Raw genomic sequence first — 14,941 nt, forward strand, 5'->3', positions numbered from 1 at the left:
CGCCCGGCGCCCCCCGCCTGCGACTTTTTCCGTTCTCGCTGAATTCTGACTTCGCATCCCGCGCCCGACGGCCTATATCTGGGGCGACGGGAGTATCCATGCAAAGAACGTTAGCGCTTGTTTTCGTAAGCTTTTTGTCTGCCTTCGCCGGGGCCGCCCCGGCCGTGGCGCAGGACGATCCGCCGCGTGACGACATCATCCTGCCCGGCGAGAACGTCGACCTGGAAGAGTTCATGTGGACGAAACGCCCCCTCGTCGTCTTCGCCGACAGCCCGGCCGACCCGCGATATGTCCAGCAGATGGAATACATCAACGAGCGGCTCGATGATCTCGCCTTGCGTGACGTGGTGGTCCTGACCGACACCGAGCGCGGCGCCGACACCGCGCTGCGCCGGGAATTGCGGCCGCGCGGCTTCATGCTGGTGCTGATCGGCAAGGACGGCACCATATACCTGCGCAAGCCGCTGCCCTGGTCGGTGCGCGAGATTTCCCGCGTCATCGACAAGCTGCCCATGCGGCAGCAGGAAGTGCGCGAACGGCGCGGCGGCGAAAGCTGAGCGGCGCGCATCACCCCTCCCCCATCGCGGCGAACAGCAGGTCGCGGCGCGTGTCCATCACCATGACCGTGCCGCTCTCGCTGTCATAGGCCAGCAGCGCATCGGGGCTCAGCAGCGCCCGGCGAAACGCCCCCTCCGCCCCGTCATCCATGCAGGACCGCGCCTCGAGCCCGGCGCGGCGCATCGCCATGCCGGTCGGCCGCGCCTCGTTGGCAAGCTCTACCAGCGCGGCATCGGGCGCCATGCCATCGGCCCGCAGCGCCGCCCGCCCCTGCCGCGGCAGGGCCCACAGCATCTCGGGCACCGACCCCGTCACCGGCATCGCCGCGCCAACATCCGGACCGGCCAGACGGAACACGCCCGCCACGCAATCGCCGCGCGCCTGGAAATACGCGGTCTCGCCCAGCGCGAACCACTGCTCCAGCCGTGCCCGCATCGCCGCCTCGTCCTCTCGCACGCAGGCGGTCAGAAGCGCCAGCACCACCCCGGCCAAAGCGAACTGCGTTATTGCCGCGGTTCGGTTCATTCAAAGAAACTCTCTTCTACAACAGCGACCTTGAAGGTTTCGGTTACACGGCATCCGACTTCATGCCGAACCATCAGGCGCGCGAGTTCCGGACCGTCAATCAAGACAAGACGAGCGCCAAGCTTCTCGGCAGTCGACTTGGCACTTGGGCTAAAGCCAGAGGTAGTGACGAAGATCCCCTTCGTCACATCTTTCAACCCCAGCGCGCCATAGAAATCACGGATTGATCCGGAGCCAATCGTATTGCCTACCGCATAGCGCTTGGCCTGAACATAAACCTGAACGACGCCGAGCGGGTCAAGATTGATTACACCGTCAACGCCATCGTCACCGGACCGACCAAGAATGTTACCGGAAGTATCGTCGTAGCCATAGCCCATTTTCAGGAGCAGATCGACGATAACTCCCTCAAAGAAGGCCGGCTCACTATCGCGCAATCGCTCAAGCAAATCTGCCGCCAAGGCATCCACAATTTGCTGGTGTGCTGTGCGCATTGTTTCGTCAGGAGTCGTCGTATCGTTCTCGACGGCGACGTCGCCTACACCTGAAACATTCGTGCGGGACTTAAACTCGAGAAATTGTTCGTAGCGTTCCAAGAACTTTGCATCGATACGATCAGGATGCTCCGCTAAGACGTTCCTTCCTTCGGCTGTAATGTCGAAATATCCTCGCCGCGTGTTGCGCAGCAAGCCAGCCTGTTTCAGATAGCTTCTCGCCCAATGAACCCGGTTTGCAAACCGCGTCTGCTTACCGCTGGGCAGCATTTCCGACTTCTCTTCGTCACTGAGGCGGAGCTTACGTTCGAGTTCTGAGACTGCGTCCGAGATTTTTACTTCTCCGGACGCAGCCAATTCCAGAACTGGCCTCATCAAAGACTGATAGTCGGGGATCATTGCCTTACTCGAATTCCATGATCACGTCATCCACCGCAAGGCTGTCGCCCGGCCCGGCGTTGATCTTCGAGACGATGGCCTTGCGCTCGGCCCGCAGGATGTTCTCCATCTTCATCGCCTCAACCGTGCAAAGCGCCTGCCCCTCCTGCACTTCCTGGCCTTCCTCCACGCCGATGCTGACGATCAGGCCCGGCATCGGACACAGCAGCATCTTCGACGTATCGGGCGGCTGCTTCTCGGGCATCAACGCGGCCAGCTCAGCCTGACGGGGCGTGCGCACATGCACCTTCAGGTCGGCCCCCCGCGTGCGGATGCGGAACCCGCCCGAGATCTTGCCCACCTTCAGGACCAGCAATTCGCCATCCACGTCCAGCTCCGCCAGTTGATCTCCCGGCGTCCAAGCGCTGCTCAGCCTGTGGCTGGTGCCGTCCTCGAATGTCACGGTCGCGCCCTCGCGGTCGGCGTCGATGGTGACGGGGAAGCTCTGCCCCTGCAGGGTCACGACCCAGTCGCTGCCGACGTGGCGCTCGTGGTTGTCCATCCGGCCCGACACCCGCGTCCGCCGGATCTCGGCGATCCGGTGCATCGCGGCACAGCCCGCGGCGACCCGGCGCAGCGCCGGCTCGGCCAGTTCCACGCCGTCGAACCCCTCGGGGTATTCCTCGGCGATGAAGGCCGTGGTCATGTCGCCGGAGACGAATTTCGGGTGATCCATCACCGCGCTCAGGAACGGCAGGTTGTGCCCGATCCCCTCGATCTCGAAACTGTCGAGCGCCACGCGCATCGCCTCGATCGCGGTCGCCCGGTCCTTGCCCCAGGTGCACAGCTTGGCGATCATCGGGTCGTAATACATGGAAATCTCGCCGCCCTCGTAGACGCCGGTATCGTTGCGCACCGCCGTCTCGCCGCTGCCCGCTTCATCCTGCCACTTGCCGCTTTCCAGGAGCGGGCCCGCCGACACCTCGACCGGCGGGCGATAGCGCGTCAGCCGCCCGATCGAGGGCAGGAAGTTGCGGTACGGGTCCTCGGCATAAAGCCGACTCTCCATGGCCCAGCCGCCAAGCTTCACGTCCTCCTGGCTGATCGAGAGCTTCTCGCCGGCCGCCACCCGGATCATCTGCTCCACAAGGTCGACGCCGGTGATCAGTTCCGTCACCGGGTGCTCCACCTGAAGCCGGGTGTTCATCTCGAGGAAATAGAAGTTCTTCTCGCCATCGACGATGAACTCCACCGTCCCGGCGCTGGCATAGCCCACCGCGTGGGCCAGCGCCACGGCCTGCTCGCCCATCGCCTTGCGGGTTGCCTCGTCGAGGAAGGGGCTCGGCGCCTCCTCGATCACCTTCTGGTTCCGCCGCTGGATCGAGCATTCCCGCTCGCCCAGGTAGATGCCGTTGCCGTGGCTGTCGCACAGCACCTGGATCTCGATATGCCGCGGCTGGGTCACGAATTTCTCGATGAACATCCGGTCGTCGCCAAAGCTGCTGGCGGCCTCGTTCTTCGACGCCTGGAAGCCCTCGCGCACCTCCTCGGCATTCCACGCGATCCGCATCCCCTTGCCGCCGCCGCCGGCGCTGGCCTTCAGCATCACCGGAAAGCCGATCTCCTCGGAAATCTTCAGCGCCTCCTCGGCATCCTCGATCAGCCCCATATGGCCGGGCACGGTGTTCACATCCGCATCCTTGGCGATCTTCTTACTGGTGATCTTGTCCCCCATCGCCTCGATCGCACCCTTGGGCGGCCCGATGAAGGCCACGCCCGCCTTCTCCAGCGCATCGGCAAATTTGGGGTTCTCCGACAGGAAGCCATAGCCCGGATGCACCGCCTCGGCGCCGGTCTGGCGGATGGCCTCCATCACCTTGTCGATGACGATATAGCTCTCACTCGCCGGCGGCGGACCGATATGCACCGCCTCGTCGGCCATCTGCACATGCAGCGCGTTGCGGTCGGCATCCGAATAGATCGCCACCGTCTGAATGCCCATCTTGCGCGCGGTCTTGATGACGCGGCAGGCAATCTCCCCCCGGTTGGCGATCAGGATTTTCTTGAACATGTCTCAGGTCCTCTTCTCGGGTCTTGGCCGCGCGGCGCGCGGAAGGGCGATTGCGGGCACGGGCGACAGGCCGCCATGCACGCAAAGCTCTGGAATGAAACGAAAAAGGGGCGGCCTGCACGATGTGCAAGGCCGCCCGTCAGGGGAAGGGTAACGGATAAGACGAAACGTCCTGGCCCCTTGGGGAAGGGCCACCACTACAAGGCCCACGCTGCACATCCGCGCGGCTCTCGCCAAGTGGCGCGTCACACGGATAGGGAGATCGGCTGCATTCCGCACAAATCCGGGGAGGGGTGGCAAGTTCATGCCCAAAACCCCGCCCATTTTTCCGGCACGGGCCATCAACCGCCCTCCCCGTCGAACGCCTCGGGGAAGGCCGCGCGCGCGACATTCACGTCGAGCACGAGCAACGCCTCGTAATCCTCCGGGTCGAACGGGTCGCTGGCGGGCTTCACCTCGCGCCCGAACAGCCAGCTCAGCCGCCCGGCATCCAGATTGCCCCGCTCGAACGGCTCGTCGCCGAACTGCTCCCACAGCGCCCGCACGAAGGCGGTGTCGGCCATGCGGTCGGCCGGCCGCCGGTCGCGATAGCGCTCGCGGCGCACGATCGGCGTGGCCCCCTTGGGGTTGGCGCGCCTTATGGTGAACTGGAAATCCGATCCGGGCAGGCGCCCGGGAAAGCCGCGATGCTTCAGCATGGGGCGCCCTCCGTGACAGCGGGGCGCGGTGCGGCGGTCAGGACGGGCCCAAGGGCCCGCCCCGTCTTTTCCCTCGCGGGATTACTTGTACTTGCCGGTGTAGACGGGCTCGACCGAAATCGGCGCCGGATCGACCACGACGAATTCTTCTTCCTGCTGCTGTTGGGCACAGGCGGCAAAAGTCGCCACGATGCCGAGCGCAAGAATGCTCTTGATAGTCTTAGACATAAATGTCTCCTGTATGTGTACACATTTGGACGCCACGTTAAACGCCCCACCTGCCTCACGTGGGTCTTTGCGGTCACTGGAGAGTAACCGGAGTCCAGAATACTGGAATCGCCGGACATTTGATACTTGTCCACAGCGATGCCGGTTTCGTGTGACTCCAAAGCCTCAAACTTGCCCACACTTGAGATTCGAGCCGCAAGATATTGTGTAAACATCAGAAAACCTCCCAGATACAGAGGCCGTTTTCGACCCTGTAGGCCTCGAACACCTGCACCACATCCGGGTCCGCCACCCCGAATTCCGATGGCCCGTCGCCCACCGAAACGATGATCGTCGCGCCGGTCGCCTCGGCATCGGGCGCGTTCGGAAGGGCATAGGCGTTGCACAGGTGCTCCAGGTCGGCCGAAACCACCTCCAGCCCCGCCGCCCTGTCGAGCCCCGGCGCCACGAAGCGGAAGCGCAGCACCGGTGCGCCGCCGCCCTCCTCCTGCAGCACCTCCTGCAGCCCGGCCTCCAGCCCCGAGGGCAGGACGAGGCGCTCCTCCTCCGCCCCGCCCTGCCGGGCACTGGCCGCGATCGTGACCGCCGCCGCGCAAACCATCGTCAATCCTCTCATGACGCCCACCTGATCCACCTCTCCCGGTTCCCGGCATCCGCCAGCACGCCGGCAATCCGCGCCTCGACCTGCGCCCGCGCCACCGGCCCGTCCACCTGCCCGCCCGCGGTCACCGCCAGCATCCCGTCCTCGTCCGCCACGCGCACCACCGGCGCGAACCCCTTCACCCGCCGCAGCGCGCGCCACACGTCCTGCCGCACCTGCCGGGCCAGCCGCCGCCGGTTCACGACCGGCACCACCGTCCGCGCCGCCACGTCGAACCGCGCTGGCCACCGCCGCGCCACGGTCAGCACGCCCGCCTCCTCCACGATATGCCACCCGTCACGCGCCATCGGCCAAAAACCACCCCATGCTTCTTCTGGCTGAAAATATCCCGGGGGCGTGGGGGCTGGCCCCCACTCCTGCCCTCTCCACTGCCACTACAGCGGAATATTGTCGTGCTTCTTCCACGGCAGGCTGCGCTTCTTCTTCCGAAGGCTGGCGAACGCCCGGCTCACCCGCATCCGCGTGTTGTGCGGCTGGATCACCTCGTCGATGAAGCCCCGCTCGGCCGCCACGAAGGGGTTGGCGAACCGGTCCTCGTAGCTCTTGGTATGCGCCGCGATCTTCTCGGGATCGCCCAGGTCGGCGCGGTGGATGATTTCCGTCGCCCCCTTGGCGCCCATCACCGCGATCTCGGCCGTGGGCCAGGCATAGTTGAAATCGCCCCGCAGATGCTTCGACGACATCACGTCATAGGCCCCGCCATAGGCCTTCCGGGTGATCACCGTCACCTTGGGCACCGTCGCCTCGCCGAAGGCGTAAAGCAGCTTGGCTCCGTGCTTGATCACCCCGCCATACTCCTGGCTCGTGCCGGGCAGGAAGCCGGGCACGTCCACCAGCGTCAGGATCGGGATCTCGAAACAGTCGCAGAACCGCACGAAGCGCGCGGCCTTCCGGCTCGAGTCGATATCGAGGCACCCGGCCAGCACCATCGGCTGGTTCGCCACCACGCCCACCGTCCGGCCTTCCAGCCGGATGAAGCCGGTGATGATGTTCTTGGCGAAATCCTCCTGGATTTCATAGAAATCGCCCTCGTCCGCCAGCTTCTCGATCAGCTCCTTCATGTCGTAGGGCGTGTTCGGGTTGTCGGGGATCAGCGTGTCGAGGCTGGGCTCCTGCCGGCTCGGCTCGTCGAAGAACGGGCGCACCGGCGACTTCTCGGTGTTGTTGAGCGGCAGGAAATCCACCAGCCGCCGCACCTCGGCCAGCGCCTCGACATCGTTCTCGAAGGCCGCGTCGGCGACCGAGCTCTTCTTGGTATGGGTGCTCGCCCCGCCCAGCTCCTCCGCCGTCACCTGTTCGTTGGTCACGGTCTTGACCACGTCCGGGCCCGTGACGAACATGTAGGAGCTGTCCTTTACCATGAAGATGAAGTCGGTCATCGCCGGCGAATAGACGGCCCCCCCGGCACAGGGCCCCATGATCACGCTGATCTGCGGGATGACGCCCGAGGCCTCGATATTGCGCTGGAACACCTCGGCATAGCCGGCAAGGCTCGCCACGCCCTCCTGGATGCGCGCCCCGCCCGAGTCGTTCAGCCCGATGATCGGCGCGCCGTTCTGCAGCGCCATGTCCATCACCTTGCAGATCTTCTCGGCATGGGTTTCCGACAGCGAGCCGCCGAAGACGGTGAAATCCTGGCTGAACACGTAAACCTGCCGGCCGTTGATCGTGCCCCAGCCGGTGATCACCCCGTCGCCGTAGAGCTTGTTCTCCTCCATCCCGAAATCGATACAGCGATGGGTCTTGAACATGTCGAACTCTTCGAAGCTGCCCTCGTCGAGCAGGATTTCGATGCGTTCGCGGGCGGTCAGCTTGCCCTTGGCGTGCTGGGCGTCGATGCGTTTCTGGCCACCGCCAAGACGCGCCTCGGCGCGGCGGTCCTCGAGTTCCTGCAGGATATCCTTCATGAGAGTCCTCTTCCCGGTTTTCGCCGGAAAATAGAGAAGACGGCGCAGGATACAAAGCACAATTCGGCAAATTTGCAAATCTTTAGCAGAGCGGTCGAAGCTAAGTGCAAAACCGGCAAAGCCCGGCGGCAGCACCACGCCGCCCCGCCACCGTGCGCCACCGCACAACCCAGTGGCAGACGGCTATGCATCTGGCGATATGGACACCGCCGCGCGACGCGTTAGATTGCGCCCATGACCGACACCCCCCACGGTGCCCCGCCCGCGCAGACGGCGGCGGACCCGATTACCCCACCTCCGCGCCGGTTCCTCGACCGGACCACGCCGCCGCATGTCCTGACGCTGATCACCCTGTCGGCACTGGCGGCGCTGGCGATGAACATTTTCCTGCCCTCGCTGCCGGCGATGGCCACGCATTTCGGCACCGATTACCGCGTGATGCAACTGTCGGTCGCGCTCTATCTCGGCGTGAACGCGGTGCTGCAGCTCTTCGTCGGCGCCATCTCCGACCGGATCGGGCGGCGGCCGGTGCTGCTGGCGGGCGTGGCGATCTTCCTGCTGGCCACGCTGGGCTGCATCTTCGCCACCAGCACGGTCATGTTCCTCGTCTTCCGCATGTTCCAGGCGGCGATCGTCACGGCGCTCGTCCTGTCCCGCGCCGTGGTGCGCGACATGGTCCCCGAGGCCCAGGCCGCCTCGATGATCGGCTACGTCACCATGGGCATGGCCGTGGCCCCCATGGTCGGCCCGGCGATCGGCGGCGGGCTCGCCTCGGTCTTCGGCTGGCAGGCCGGGTTCTGGGCGCTGTTCGTGATCGGCTGCGTCACCCTGTGGCTGACATGGTCCGACCTCGGCGAAACCGCCCCCTCGCGCGCCGGCACCACCTTCCGGGACGAGCTGCGCGACTATCCCGAACTGCTGAAATCCCCCCGCTTCTGGGGCTATACCGCGACCTTGGGCCTCTCCTCGGGATCGTTCTTCGCCTACCTGGGCGGCGCGCCCTACGTGGGCGACCAGGTCTTCGGCCTCGACCAGGCCACCTTCGGGCTGTTCTTCGGCGCGCCCGCCGTGGGCTATTTCTGCGGCAACTTCCTCGCCGGGCGCTTCTCGGTGCAGGTGGGCATCAACCGCATGGTGCTCTGGGGCTCGATGATCGTCGCGGCCGGTGTCTCGCTCAGCCTGCTGCTGTTCGAACTCGGCCTCGGCACGCCCTACACCTTCTTCGGGCTGATGACCTGCGTCGGCCTGGGCAACGGCATGGCCATCCCCAACGCCACCTCCGGCGCGCTGTCGGTTCGCCCCCACCTTGCGGGCACGGCCAGCGGGCTGTCCGGCTCGCTGATGATCGGGCTGGGCGCCGGGCTCTCGGCGCTGGCGGGCGCGTTGCTGACACCGGGGGCCGGCGCGGCCCCGCTCCTGTGGATCATGGTGGTCACCGCCATCGGCGCGATCTGCTCGATTGGCCTCGTGATCCGGCGCGAGAAACGATTGGCGCTCGGCGGGTGACGAACGAAAAGGGCCGCCCCAAGGGGCGGCCCGGTTCGTCACGGAAACGAGGCAGGTTCAGCCGTCGTATTCCGGCATCTGCTCCAGCTCGCTGCGGCTCATGTCGGTGTAGACCCGCAGTTCATCGCCATTCTCGGCGCGCTTGATCTCGACATCGTCGAAGGCCACGGCAACGCTGCGTTCGCCGATCCCGAGGAAGCCGCCGACATCGATCACGATATCCTCGACCTGGGCCGCGCTATCGCCGACCACGGCCACCGAGACCTCGCCCACGCGCTCCTGCTGGGCATAGACCCGGGCGCCCGTCAGCTCTTCGGCGGTGAAGCTTCCGGCTTCGGCATTGGCATAGCCGTCGACCTCCGCCCGGTTCTCGCCGCTCTGGTCCGAGGCGACCTGCTCGCCATTGTCCTGTTCGGACTGTTGGCTCGCGGTCTCTTCGGCCCGCGCGTCGTCGGCCTCCTGGCCGCTCCCGGATTGCGCAACGCGCTCGGCGTCGTTGTTCCGGTCGGACTGCTGGGTCGAAACCTTCCCGGTGATGCCTTCTTCGGACGCGTCGTCGCGCTCCGACTGCGCCATGCGCTCGGCATCGTCGTCCTCGGCACTCTGGCCGGCCGACGCCTGCTCCGTCAGGTTCTCACCGGAGGTCTCTTCGCTCTCCGACTGCGCGACGCGTTCGGCTTCGTCGTCCTGGGCGCTCTGGCCAGCCGACGCCTGCTCGGTCGCGTCCTCGCCGGAGGTCTCGTCGCTCTCCGACTGCGCAACACGCTCGGCGTCGTCGTCCTGGGCACTCTGGCCAGCCGACGCCTGCTCGGTCGCGTCCTCGCCGGATTGCCGATCACCCTGAGACTGCGCTTCCTGCTGATCGCCATCCTCGCCGGCACGCCTGATCGTCACCTCGGGCTCCCCGGCACGGGTGACTTCCACGGTCGGCTCGCCGGATTGGGTCACGTTGACCTTCGGCTCGGCCCGCTGGAACTGGATCGACGGCTCGGCACGCGAGATCTCCACGCGCGATGCGTCCTCTTCCGAGTCCGGCTGGTTGACCGTCACGGTCGGCTCGGCGCGCGAAAGCTGCACGTCAGCCTCTTCCTTGGCAAGCTTGCCGGTTTCGCCCTGCGCGTATTTCTCGCCGGTCCGGCTGTCCTCGATCTGGACACCTTTCGAGTTCTCGACGTCCTCGGCAACCTGAAGGTCAAGCCGCACCGAAGGCGACGATTGCGACACGGTCACTTCCGGCTCGGCCTGCCGCACTTCGACCTGCGGCTCGGCATTCGCCACGTCGACACCCGGCTCGGGCATGGTGACGATGATCTCGGGGGCGGGCTGTTCGATCCGGATCGTCGGCTGAACGGTCTCGACCGTAATCTCGGCCGGCTTTTCCTTCACCACGATCTCGGCGGCCTGCTCCTGCACGCTCACGTCGGCACGGCCCGGCGTCACCGCGACCTCGGCCTCGCCGCCATTGACGTCGACCGAAGGCGCTTCGCGGTCAAGAAAGACGGTGCCTTCCACCGTCACCTCGTCGCTCAGCTGAACCGTCGTCTGGTCACGCTCGACGGCGCTCATCTCGGCGGTTTCCGAGTCGCGGGCCACCGCGGTCTCGTCATCGGTCTCGCCCTGGGCGAGCTGCATGTCATTGTCTTCTGCGGTCGTGCGCAGCTCGGTCAGCGCGTCGTTGCACTGCGCCGCTTCACCGCTTTCCACGATCCTTGCATAATCCGCGCGGTCGTCCGGGGCGGCCTCGAACAGCCGGTCGGGCGCCTCGGCTCTGACCTGTTCGAGCTGGGTGCATTCCTGCGGCCGATCCTGGGCGACAGCGGCTGGCGCGCCGATCGTGACGGTCAGTGCGGTCGTCACGGCGAGCCTGGCTTTGCGGGATAACATGTGTTCCTCCTTTGAAATGTCTTCCGTGGAGTCCCAACCAAACCCCCGATCCGAATGTTCCTGAGAGAATTCTGCCGCATCCGCCGCGGGCCGGCCGCGGGCGCAACGGCAGCTTGCGCCCGGCAATTTGCAAATCTACCATAAGCGAACCGCGAAACTGCAAAGGCCGCGCCATGCCCGCCCAGAAACTCTATGCCGGCGCCAAGCTGCGCGAAACCCGCCAGAAACTGGCGCTCACGCAAAAGGATTTCGCCGCCAAGCTGGGCGTCTCGCTGCCCTACCTGAACCAGATGGAGAACAACAACCGCCCGGTCTCGACCACCGTCGTGCTGGCGCTGGCGCAGGAGTTCGGCTTCGACGTGACCGAGCTGTCGACCGGCGATGCCGAGCGCATGGTCTCGGACATGCGAGAGGCGCTGGCCGACCCGGTCTTCACCGACCCGCCGCCGCTGACCGACCTGCGCCTGACGGCCTCGAACGCGCCGGCGCTGGCCAAGGCCTTCCTCGACCTGCACCGCGCCTATCGCCAGACCCATGAACGCCTCGCCTCCCTCGACGAGGCGCTGGGACGCGAGGACAGCCGCATGCAGCCCTCCCCCTGGGACGAGGTGCGCGACTTCTTCCACTATTGCGACAACTATATCGACGCGGTCGACCGCGCCGCCGAGCGCTTCGCCGGCACAGACCGCACCCGCCCGGTGCGCGAGATCGCCGAGGCCAAGCTGGCCTCACTCGGCATCACCATCAGCCATACCGACACCGGCAAGCTGCGCCACTACGACCGCGACAGCCGCACGCTCCACCTCTCCTCCCGGGCCGAGCCGGAAACCCGCACCTTCCAGATGCTCCTGCAGATCGCGCTGCTCACGCAGGACAAGCTCTTGGAGGCCACGCTCGACCTCGCCCGTTTCCAGTCCGACGCCGCCCGCGCCATCGCCAAGATCGGGCTCGCCAACTACTTCGCCGGCGCCGCGCTCATGCCCTACACCGCCATCCTTCAGGCCGCGCAACAGCACCGCCACGACCTCGAGATCCTCGCCAACAGCTTCGGCGCCTCGATCGAGCAGGTCTGCCACCGGCTCTCGACCCTGCAACGCCCCGGCGCCAAGGGCGTGCCCTTCTTCTTCGTCCGCGTCGACCAGGCCGGCACCATCACCAAGCGCCACTCGGCCACCCGCCTGCAATTCGCCCGCTTCGGCGGCGCCTGCCCGCTCTGGAACGTCCACCGCGCCTTCGAGACGCCGGGCCGCTTCCTGCGCCAGCTTGCCGAAACCCCCGACGGAGTCCGCTACATCTCTCTCGCCCGCGACGTCTCCAAACCCGGCGGCAGCTTCGGCGCCCCGGTCCGCCGCTTCGCCATCGCGCTCGGCTGCGAGATCCGCCATGCCGACGCGCTGGTCTATGCCGACGACCTCGACCTCACCAACGCCAAGGCGTTCGAACCCATCGGCATCTCCTGCCGCATCTGCGAACGCACGCAGTGCCACCAACGCTCGGTGCCGCCACTGGAACGGCGGCTGCAGGTGGAACCGGACGAGCGCGGGGTGCTGCCCTACACGGTGGATTGACCCCTCAACGCAAAGCGCGCCGCCCGTTGGGGCGACGCGCTTCCTTGTAACTCTCCGGCCCTGCAGTTCAGGCCGACAGCATCCGGTACAACTCGTCCTTCAACGAAGCCCGCTTCTTGCGCAACTCCACCTCGGCCAGCCCCTCCACCGGGGCCACGTTGCTCTCGGCCCGGTGCACGGCCCGGTTGACCTCGTGATATTCCTCCGCAAGCCGCGCGAAATGCGTGTCCTGCGTCTTCATGGCGGTGATCTTTTCCGCGTGTTCGGGGAATTCCTCGTGCAGCTCGTGCGGGGTATGGGACATCGGCGCGCCTCCTTCATTGGCTGAACCCGCTCCAACCCTAGGCGCGCGCCGCCCCGCCGGCCTTGATACCGATCAAACGCCGCGCGGAAATCAGATCATGATATGGCGCATCAGCTCGTCGCGCATGGTGTCGCGCTCCTTCATCAGCTCCACATCCGCCTCCTGCGATTGCGGCTCCTCGTCCATTTCGGCCCGGTGGGCGGCGCGCTGCAGCTCGTGGTAACGCAGCGCCTTGGCGCGGAATTCCGGGTTCTCCACCTCCAGCCTCTTGATCTGGTCGGCGTGGTCCGGAAACTCGTCGTAGAATTCCTTGGGAAGTTGCGACATGGGGTCCTCCTTCGGGCACCGTGCTGGTGCCTGAAGGAAAAACGCGCCCGGCCCGCCCCCGGTTCCGGGCCTCAGCGCTGCGCCGTCTCCCAGTCCGGGTGCATCCAGGGCTGCGCGTTCTCCGGCGGCAGGGGGCTACGCCCCAGGATATGATCGGCCATCTTCTCGCCCAGCATGATCGACGGCGCGTTGAGGTTGCCGTTTGTGATCCGCGGAAACAGGCTCGAATCGGCCACCCGCAACCGCTCGACCCCGATCACCCGACCCTCCGGGTCGACCACGGCGCCGGGGTCGTCCGCCCGCCCCATCCGGCAAGTGCCGCAGGGGTGATAGGCGCTCTCGGCATGTTCGCGGATGAACCCGTCCAGCTCGTCATCGCTCTGCACGTCCTTGCCCGGCTGGATCTCGTGCTTGCGGAAAGGCGCAAAGGCCTCCTGCTCGAACAGCTCCCGCGTCAGGCGGATGCATTTGCGGAAATCGACCCAGTCGCTCTCCTCGCTCATGTAGTTGAACCGGATCACCGGGTCATCGGCCGGATCGGCACTCCTGAGCGTCACGCTCCCGCGCGACGCGCTCCGCATCGGGCCGACATGCGCCTGGAAGCCGTGCCCCTCGGCCGCCGCCTGCCCGTCATAGCGCACGGCGATGGGCAGGAAGTGGAACTGGATATCCGGGTACTCCACCCCGGAATCCGAGCGGATGAAGCCGCAGCTCTCGAACTGGTTCGAGGCCCCCGGCCCCGCCTTGCCCAGCAGCCATTGCAAGCCCACCCACGCCTTGCCGTAAAGGCTCCAGTACTTGTAAAGGCTCACCGGCTGGCTCGCCGCCATCTGGATATACAGCTCCAGGTGATCCTGCAGGTTCGCCCCCACGCCGGGCCGATCGGCCACCACGTCGATGCCATGCTCCTTGAGATGCGCCCCCGGCCCCACGCCCGACAGCATCAGCAGCTTCGGCGAGTTGATCGACGACGCCGCAAGGATCACCTCCCGCCGCGCCTTGATCACCTGGCTTCGGCCACCGACGATCGCCTCGACCCCCACGGCGCGGCCCTCCTCGATCACCGCCCGCTGCACGAGGCCGCGCACGATATCGCAATTCTCCCGCTTCAGTGCCGGCTTCAGATAGGCATTCGCCGCCGACCACCGCCGCCCCTTCCAGACGGTCATGTCGAAGGGCCCGAACCCCTCCTGCTGCTCGCCGTTGTAGTCGTCGGTCAGCTGGTACCCGGCCTGCCCGCCCGCCTCGATGAAGGCGCGGGTCAGCGGGTTCGCCATCTGCCCCCGGCTCACGTGCAGCGGACCATCCTTGCCGCGCCAGCCCGGGTCGCCGCCATGCCCGCCATCGTGCCAGCTCTCCATCCGCTTGTAATAAGGCAGCACATCGGCATAGCCCCAGCCCTCGGCCCCCTGCGCGCGCCAATGGTCGAAATCGCAGGCATGGCCCCGCACATAGACCATCCCGTTGATCGACGACGACCCGCCGATCACCTTGCCCCGCGGACAGGCCAGCCGCCGCCCGCCCAGGTGCGGCTCGGGCTCCGACTGGTAGCCCCAGTCATAGCGCTTCATGTTCATCGGGTAGCTCAGCGCGCCCGGCATCTGGATGAACGGGCCGATATCGCTGCCGCCATGCTCGACCACCAGCACCGATTTCCCGGCCTCGCTCAGCCGGTAGGCCATGGCACAGCCCGCGCTGCCCGCCCCCACGATCACGTAATCCGCTTCCATCCTACCTCGCTTCCCCAAGGTCACACCCGGTGATTCCGCGAAGGGTCAAGGATGCCCCGGACTTGCTCCGGGGCACCGCGCCCTGGCGCGGCTCGTCCTTGA

At 66.2% G+C, this 14,941-nt stretch carries 15 protein-coding genes; 3 read left to right on the forward strand and 12 right to left on the reverse strand.

From position 1 onward, the window contains the following. Positions 1-98 precede the first annotated feature (98 nt). Positions 99-557 (forward strand): DUF4174 domain-containing protein, encoded by a 459-nt coding sequence (locus tag ACO07J_RS12860; RefSeq protein WP_422029452.1) that lies wholly within the window; start codon positions 99-101, stop codon positions 555-557. Between the two features lie 10 nt (positions 558-567). Here the strand turns inward: ACO07J_RS12860 and ACO07J_RS12865 are convergent, their stop codons facing one another. The 8 genes from ACO07J_RS12865 to ACO07J_RS12900 all read right to left on the reverse strand — a co-directional run bounded on the left by ACO07J_RS12865 (position 568) and on the right by ACO07J_RS12900 (position 7,520). Then, the gene (locus tag ACO07J_RS12865) at positions 568-1,083 is read right to left on the reverse strand and encodes a hypothetical protein (protein ID WP_422029454.1); all 516 of its coding nucleotides are present in this window, start codon (positions 1,081-1,083) and stop codon (positions 568-570) included. After that, the gene (locus tag ACO07J_RS12870; protein ID WP_422029456.1) at positions 1,080-1,976 is read right to left on the reverse strand and encodes a winged helix-turn-helix domain-containing protein; all 897 of its coding nucleotides are present in this window, start codon (positions 1,974-1,976) and stop codon (positions 1,080-1,082) included. The genes ACO07J_RS12865 and ACO07J_RS12870 overlap by 4 nt, the downstream gene beginning before the upstream one ends. Before the next feature lie 4 nt (positions 1,977-1,980). After that, positions 1,981-4,026 carry an acetyl-CoA carboxylase biotin carboxylase subunit gene (locus ACO07J_RS12875; RefSeq protein ID WP_422029458.1) on the reverse strand — a complete coding sequence of 682 codons (2,046 nt, stop codon included), beginning with the start codon at positions 4,024-4,026 and terminating at the stop codon, positions 1,981-1,983. A 341-nt stretch (positions 4,027-4,367) separates the two neighbouring features. After that, positions 4,368-4,724: a hypothetical protein gene (locus ACO07J_RS12880; RefSeq protein WP_422029460.1), complete on the reverse strand. Its 357-nt coding sequence runs from the start codon at positions 4,722-4,724 to the stop codon at positions 4,368-4,370. 81 nt (positions 4,725-4,805) lie between these two features. Beyond that, positions 4,806-4,952: a hypothetical protein gene (locus tag ACO07J_RS12885; RefSeq protein WP_422029462.1), complete on the reverse strand. Its 147-nt coding sequence runs from the start codon at positions 4,950-4,952 to the stop codon at positions 4,806-4,808. A gap of 214 nt (positions 4,953-5,166) precedes the next feature. Beyond that, positions 5,167-5,568 (reverse strand): DUF6497 family protein, encoded by a 402-nt coding sequence (locus ACO07J_RS12890; protein ID WP_422029464.1) that lies wholly within the window; start codon positions 5,566-5,568, stop codon positions 5,167-5,169. Continuing rightward, the gene (locus ACO07J_RS12895; RefSeq protein WP_422029466.1) at positions 5,565-5,900 is read right to left on the reverse strand and encodes a hypothetical protein; all 336 of its coding nucleotides are present in this window, start codon (positions 5,898-5,900) and stop codon (positions 5,565-5,567) included. Before ACO07J_RS12895 ends, ACO07J_RS12890 begins: the two co-directional genes overlap by 4 nt. A gap of 87 nt (positions 5,901-5,987) precedes the next feature. Beyond that, positions 5,988-7,520, reverse strand: a complete 1,533-nt coding sequence (locus ACO07J_RS12900) for an acyl-CoA carboxylase subunit beta (RefSeq protein ID WP_422029468.1) — start codon at positions 7,518-7,520, stop codon at positions 5,988-5,990. Positions 7,521-7,754: 234 nt separating this feature from the next. Here ACO07J_RS12900 and ACO07J_RS12905 point away from each other — a divergent pair, with 234 nt between their 5' ends. Beyond that, positions 7,755-9,026 carry a multidrug effflux MFS transporter gene (locus ACO07J_RS12905; RefSeq protein WP_422029470.1) on the forward strand — a complete coding sequence of 424 codons (1,272 nt, stop codon included), beginning with the start codon at positions 7,755-7,757 and terminating at the stop codon, positions 9,024-9,026. Between the two features lie 57 nt (positions 9,027-9,083). Here ACO07J_RS12905 and ACO07J_RS12910 read toward each other — a convergent pair whose 3' ends face one another. Next, positions 9,084-10,910, reverse strand: coding sequence for a PRC-barrel domain-containing protein (locus tag ACO07J_RS12910; protein ID WP_422029472.1), 1,827 nt, complete (start codon positions 10,908-10,910; stop codon positions 9,084-9,086). A 173-nt stretch (positions 10,911-11,083) separates the two neighbouring features. On the opposite strand from ACO07J_RS12910, the gene ACO07J_RS12915 reads away from it, so the two are divergent. Continuing rightward, complete coding sequence (locus tag ACO07J_RS12915; protein WP_422029474.1) at positions 11,084-12,478, forward strand: helix-turn-helix domain-containing protein; 1,395 nt, start codon at positions 11,084-11,086, stop codon at positions 12,476-12,478. A 67-nt stretch (positions 12,479-12,545) separates the two neighbouring features. Here the strand turns inward: ACO07J_RS12915 and ACO07J_RS12920 are convergent, their stop codons facing one another. The 3 genes from ACO07J_RS12920 to betA all read right to left on the reverse strand — a co-directional run bounded on the left by ACO07J_RS12920 (position 12,546) and on the right by betA (position 14,839). After that, complete coding sequence (locus ACO07J_RS12920; protein ID WP_422029476.1) at positions 12,546-12,782, reverse strand: YdcH family protein; 237 nt, start codon at positions 12,780-12,782, stop codon at positions 12,546-12,548. Positions 12,783-12,872: 90 nt separating this feature from the next. Next, complete coding sequence (locus tag ACO07J_RS12925) at positions 12,873-13,109, reverse strand: YdcH family protein (RefSeq protein WP_422029478.1); 237 nt, start codon at positions 13,107-13,109, stop codon at positions 12,873-12,875. A 71-nt stretch (positions 13,110-13,180) separates the two neighbouring features. Further along, entirely contained in the window at positions 13,181-14,839 is a 1,659-nt protein-coding gene (gene betA, locus ACO07J_RS12930) for a choline dehydrogenase (RefSeq protein ID WP_422029480.1), read from the reverse strand. Positions 14,840-14,941 lie beyond the last annotated feature (102 nt).

Source organism: Roseovarius sp., assembly GCF_965228755.1.
Lineage (GTDB): Bacteria > Pseudomonadota > Alphaproteobacteria > Rhodobacterales > Rhodobacteraceae > Roseovarius.